Origin of the sequence: Mitsuokella sp. AF21-1AC (assembly GCF_003458855.1) — a bacterium.
GTDB lineage: Bacteria > Bacillota > Negativicutes > Selenomonadales > Selenomonadaceae > Mitsuokella.
Genome location: NZ_QRVW01000054.1, coordinates 1 through 4,667 on the forward strand (window position 1 = coordinate 1; position 4,667 = coordinate 4,667).

The following is a 4,667-nucleotide window of genomic DNA, read 5'->3' on the forward strand; positions in this document are numbered from 1 at the left end:
CTAAAAATAAATCAGTGTTTTAGTAACTGCGAAGTTTGAGTTAGATACTCTTATTACACTGCGTCAGCGTGAGCTTGATCAATTTCGGATGATGAAAAAGTTCATGTTACAGAACATGTTTATTTAAGGGGGGCATAGACATGACTTCATATGAACCGGAGCTAAACATCGAGGAACATCTGATCCAGCAGCTCACGGAGAAGCAGTCGCAATGGACACTCCGCGATGATATTCGCATGATACAGGATCTATGGGAGAATTTTCGTCGTATTCTTGTCCTCAACAATAAGGAGCTCTTTGACGAGCATCCTTTGACGGATCTCGAATTCCTCCAGATTCAGGACCAGCTGCGCTTTCCGACGTTCTACGATGCGGCTAAATGGTTGATGGGCGAGAATGGCATTGCTCGTCTGCGTGTGCAACGTGAGGATGCGGCGCTTGGAACGGTGTATCCGGTTGTCTTTAAGCGCGTGGACATTGCTGGCGGCTCGTCAGTCTACGAGGTTGTGCATCAGATTGAGTTCCCGCGCAAGGAGCAGATGAACCGTGACCGCCGCGGCGATGTGACGCTGCTCATCAACGGCCTGCCGATGATCCACATCGAGCTCAAGAACCGTCATCATCCGTACAAAGAGGCCTTCAACCAGATCAAGAAGTACCTCAAGGAAGGCGTGTTCCGCGATATCTTCTCGACGTTGCAGATGTTTGTTGTGTCGAATGGCTCGGATACGCGCTATATCGCAGCCGCGGCAGAAAGCGGCCTCAATGAGAAGTTCTTATCGGCCTGGCTCGATGATGCCAATCAGCCAATCACGGATTATTTGTCTTTTGCGAAGTCGGTCCTGTCAATCCCCGCAGCACACAAGATGGTATCGCAGTATACGGTGCTCGATAGTGAGCGCAAGGCTATCATCCTGCTGCGCCCGTATCAGATTCATGCGATTGAGTCCATCCGCAATGCCATGAATCCCTACTCGGATGGCGGCACGCAGTCGGGCTTCATCTGGCATACGACGGGCTCTGGCAAGACCCTGACCTCGTACAAGGTGGCGCACTACCTCACGCAGATTCCGAGCGTGGAGAAGGTCATCTTTGTCGTCGACCGCAGGGATCTCGACAACCAGACGACCGGTTCTTTTCAGGCCTATGCCGAGTATGACACGATCGATGTCAATGAGACGGATAATACGGGAGACCTCGTGAAGAAGCTGCAGTCCGACAAGGGCGATGTCATCGTCACGACGATTCAGAAGCTGCAGATCATCATGAAGCGCTATCCGGAGGGCTCGAAGAAGTACGAGAAGCTGCATAAGCTGCATCTGGTTTTTGTTGTCGATGAATGCCACCGCGCCGTATCGCCGATGGCCCAGGACCAGCTCAACCACTATTTCACGAATCCGCTTTGGTATGGCTTCACGGGAACACCAATTTTTAGCGAAGACGCCAAGGACAGTCCTGGTAATCTGCCTGCGACGACAGAGGAGCAGTACGGCAAATGCTTGAACAAGTACACCATCAAGGAGGCCCTGCATGATGGTTCAGTCTTAGGCTTCCAGGTGGAGTATCACAACACCTTCGATATGAGGGTGCTGGCCTATCAGAACAAGATTGAGAAATGGGCGCAGGACGAAGATGGCTTTGGCCTGGAAACGGCGTTGATGAAAGGGCAACTCATCGATGTTGCCTACGAGTCGGAAGAGCACATGTTGCGCGTCGTGGAGTTTATTGTCAATAAGGCGAGTGGCAAGTTTGGCCTGAACCGCGGTAAGGGTGACACGTATACGGCCATCCTTACGACGAGTTCCATCAAGCAGGCACAGCGCTATTATCAGTTGTTCCAGCGTGTGAAGAATGGGCAGGAGCCTCGCGTCACGATCAGCGATGATGTCAAGCGCAAGTTGTCTGATTTCCCAAAGGTTGCCATTACGTATTCCATTAACGAAAATGGTGACCATGATTCTTTTAATCAGGACCAGATGAAGGAATCCATGCGCGATTACAATGAAATGTTTGATACGCAGTATACGATGGAGCAGTTGAAAGCCTATAACCGCAATGTCAACGACCGCCTGGCACGGAAGAAGAAACTGTATCAGGTGCGTGAAGCGCAGCTGGACCTTGTCATCGTCGTTGATCGCCTATTGACAGGATTCGATGCGCCATCGTTGTCGACGCTCTTTATCGATCGCAAGCCCATGCGCTCCTATAGCATCATTCAGGCCTTCTCGCGCACGAATCGCCTCTATGACAGCCAGAAGCGCTTTGGCCAGATTGTCATCTTCCAGGTACCCGCTCACTTCAAGCGCGCCGTCGATCACGCGATGAAGCTCTATTCCAGCGGTGGTGGCAGCTATGTCCAGGCACCTTCGTGGGAAGAGGCCGAGAAGAAGTTCCGTGAAGCCCTGCAGAAGCTTCGCGCGATTGCCGCGATACCAGAGGCAGTTGATGCCCTCAGTAAGAAGCAGAAACTTCAGTTTTTGAAGGCCTATCGGGAGCTCGACGATGCCTACTCCGATCTGCAGGTCTACTCGCAGTTCCAGGACAAGGACCTGGCAAAGGACTACAAGATTGACGAGAAGACTATCGAGGCGTACAGCGGGAAGTTTAACAATGTCAAGGAAGAGCTCAAAGAAGATAACGACAACGATGACCCAGAGGTCAATACCGCAATCAACTACGAGCTTCGCTGTTACCATGTCGACCAGATTGATGAAGACTACATCTTGAGACTCATGGAGGCCACGCGTGCGGATGAGTCAGCTCTCGTCATGGATGAGACCGCCAAGAACCAGAAGATCATCAAGGAGATCAACGAAGAGATTGCCCGCTTCCGCAAGACAAACCCGGCACGCGCCGAGATTTTGGAGACAATCTGGCAGGAGTACCAGGATAATCCAGCGAACTTTGTCAATAAGAATTTCGTCGACGTCCTCAACCATCGTGTCCACGCCAAGGTCAAAGGCATGATTGATGATTTTGCTAAGGAATGGTGCGTCGATCCAGAGGCTCTAGCGTTCTTTGTCGAGACGTATGATGTCAGCAAAGACCTGCAGGACAAACAGGTCAACCAGGACGCCTTGAAGAAAGTCAGCAACGCCAAAGAGTACCGCAAGACCCATCCAACCATCGGCCTCAAGTACTGGCGCCTGCTCCTTGAAGGGATTCGCAAGCTGTACGTTGAGAAACTGCAGAAGCTCATTGAGCGGTGAGAAGAGAAAGGAAGTAAAATTATGAAAACGATCCGTATAATTATTTGTTTTATGGCAATATTAATCGCATTACCTACTATATGCTTTGCATACCGTTATTCGCCCAGAAATTCTGGTATGGTAGTGAATCAAAATCTTGAGGTCTTGGCTGTCAATGTCAATTCTCCAGCATATAATGCGGGTATTCGCCCAGGTGAGATTATCGAGAGTGTTAAAGACAAAGATGGAAAAGTTATCGATAAGGAGGATATACGAAGTTTTATCTTTCAAAGTAAGGATGTGTATACGGTGACCTTTAAAGATAAATCAATCCAACTTAAGAATGAGCGAATTGATAAAAGTGGAGATGTGGGGTTATTTATCATAAAGGGGACGAAAGAAGATGCTTTTAAGAACTTATTTCAAGCATTGACTTTTAATCCGGCTGTATCTACCTTTTTGACAGTAAAAAATATAGATAAGGATTTAATGGTTATTACAACATATAGTCATGTTGATAAGAAACAAGCACATGATATCGAACATCATGCCTTGTTGTCCGGAGGTAAAGGATTAGGTATTACGGAAGAAACAATAGATGGTACTTTTGCAGTAGGTGAACGAGATGGATACACTCTTTTGAAAGAAACAATTCATCAGGAAATCGGTATAATGTCTTTGTTTGGCTCCGTAGATCATTCCTGTGAATCTTCAGGGATGTTGGAGAGAGAAGTCATTGAGTGCATGTTTGGTGAAACACCCACACATAGAGAATAAATCTGCAGGTATATTTTATCAATATGCGTTCGGCCAATTTATAGAATATTATTTCCCTTACAAAAAGCCCTGAACTTATTCGGTCCAGGGCTTTTTGCATGATATATTTATGTATGTTGTTTGGTTATCACAGATGACATCAACCTTCACTTACAGGCTATTACGTTTATATGTGGCGATAGTTGATGGGTGCGTGAAGTCAACTGCACGCAACTGAGATTGCAAGCTTGAGGGAATCTTGCGACACATCAATTTGCTTAGATAGGTCAGGCATACCGTACTCGCAGTCCGGCGGAGTACAGCAGAGATCAGGCAATTACCAAAGCCATTAACGTCCGCAAGCTGCCAAACGGACGGATGCTGCTGCATCATTGCGTCAATGCGAGCTTTTGCTTAGCTCGTGCGAGGATATTCTTGGCTGCATTTACGTCGCGAAGGTGATGCATTCCGCAATTCGGGCAGGTCCACTCGCGGTCTTTCTGTATGTGATACAGTAAAAGTACCCACCGTCATCGTCCAGAATTCCCCATCTCATCGAGGGAATTTCCCCATAAAAAGCGGGGCACCTTGAACCGCTCCTCATTACCTACTATCCTTTATCTTGTACCACCGAGATAAAGGAGGAAAGGATATGCTCAAAATGTCCCAAGTCAATTATATCACAGCAGTTTACAGCTTTTTGAAGCACAATAAAATCGCATA

At 47.9% G+C, this 4,667-nt stretch carries 3 protein-coding genes; 2 read left to right on the forward strand and 1 reads right to left on the reverse strand.

The features are described 5' to 3' along the window. The first annotated feature begins 140 nt into the window (after window positions 1-140). Both DWX75_RS11810 and DWX75_RS11815 read left to right on the forward strand, forming a co-directional pair. Window positions 141-3,209: a type I restriction endonuclease subunit R gene (locus tag DWX75_RS11810; RefSeq protein ID WP_118016508.1), complete on the forward strand. Its 3,069-nt coding sequence runs from the start codon at window positions 141-143 to the stop codon at window positions 3,207-3,209. A gap of 21 nt (window positions 3,210-3,230) precedes the next feature. After that, window positions 3,231-3,965, forward strand: a complete 735-nt coding sequence (locus DWX75_RS11815; protein WP_118016509.1) for a hypothetical protein — start codon at window positions 3,231-3,233, stop codon at window positions 3,963-3,965. Between the two features lie 368 nt (window positions 3,966-4,333). On the opposite strand, the gene DWX75_RS12330 is transcribed toward DWX75_RS11815, so the two are convergent. Continuing rightward, a complete protein-coding gene (locus DWX75_RS12330; protein WP_369974353.1) occupies window positions 4,334-4,459 on the reverse strand; it encodes a zinc ribbon domain-containing protein in 126 nt (41 codons plus the stop codon). Window positions 4,460-4,667: the final 208 nt, after the last annotated feature.

Coding starts and splice junctions, on each gene's coding strand:
- DWX75_RS11810 (WP_118016508.1), top strand. CDS start 141: ATGACTTCATATGAACCGGAGCTAAACATCGAGGAACATCTGATCCAG.
- DWX75_RS11815 (WP_118016509.1), top strand. CDS start 3,231: ATGAAAACGATCCGTATAATTATTTGTTTTATGGCAATATTAATCGCA.